Annotated in this window: 1 protein-coding gene and 1 rRNA gene; both read right to left on the minus strand. The window is 35.5% G+C overall.

The features are described from left to right. Positions 1 to 304: 304 nt before the first annotated feature. Positions 305 to 466: a hypothetical protein gene (locus KSK37_RS13980; RefSeq protein ID WP_217202126.1), complete on the minus strand. Its 162-nt coding sequence runs from the start codon at positions 464 to 466 to the stop codon at positions 305 to 307. Between the two features lie 548 nt (positions 467 to 1014). Continuing rightward, positions 1015 to 1093, minus strand: a 5S ribosomal RNA gene (gene rrf, locus KSK37_RS13985); the annotation flags it as partial.

Genomic DNA, 1093 nt, shown 5'->3' on the forward strand with positions numbered 1-1093 from the left:
CCCGCCTCTCTCGATTTGGGATTGCAAAGATACCCACTTTCAGCCGTTTTCCAAATATTATCCGAAGTAATTTTAATCAAATACCCCAACTCGCTGATTGTGTGAAAGAAAAATTTCTAAAAGGCTTTCTCCCTGGAAGGGGAGAATTGCAGTGAACCGCCCATTGCGCAAATCTTATTACATTATGTCTAACTATAATAAAGAGGAGGGAAGCAGCTCAAGGAGGGTAAAGATTAACCAATCTCTTCTTACGAAACAAAAAAATCCCACTCTAAGGAGTGGGATTGTAATATTAGTCTGTTTCTTATTTGTTCAGCGCTTTGTTCAGATTTACCGCGTCCTGGTAGGTAGGATTCAGCTGTACTGATTTTGCTGCGTATTCTTTTGCTTTTACAGGATCGCTGTCTTTTACCAAATACGCTACAGCAAAGTATGCGTAAGAAAGGGTTTCTTTGTTAGCTTCCAATTCAGCATTCCTGAATCTAATGATAAAGACTCTTAAGAATAGATGTTGCGGAGATGAATACGATTACTCAAATGACTTCTGATAATATTAAATTTTGGACGGAGTTTCATATTTGAATAAACTATTTACTTCTTATTTCGAGTGGTTCTGGAAACCTTCGAATTTCCACTTTTCAAATAAATAAAATGGAAATTGATTTATTTACTCCCTTGATTTGATTTGGTTTCAAAAATTTTAACTTTCTTTTTTAATAGCTCCTAATAAAGGTTATTAATGCTGTTGAGTAAGTTGTGGAATCTTAACACATTGATTTAATTCCTTTCAATATTTAGATTAAAAAAGAGACTGGATTTTATCATTGGCCGATTAAAATTCTCAACTTACACATTGCAACCGTTTTGTCAGCTTCTTCAAACATCATCCTAAGTTCTCTAATTAATATTTCATTAAATAATTTATCCTAAGCCTACCACAGGGCGGATTAATTTTTGTCCTTTTGGTATACCAAAAAAAATCCTCAATCAAGTAAATGATTGAGGATTAAAAAAAACTGGCGGCGACCTACTCTCCCGCTTTCGCAGTACCATCGGCGCTAGAGGGCTTAACTTCTGTGTTCGGAATGGGAAC

It is taken from the genome of Kaistella soli, assembly GCF_019038595.1.
In the GTDB taxonomy this organism is placed as follows: domain Bacteria; phylum Bacteroidota; class Bacteroidia; order Flavobacteriales; family Weeksellaceae; genus Kaistella; species Kaistella soli.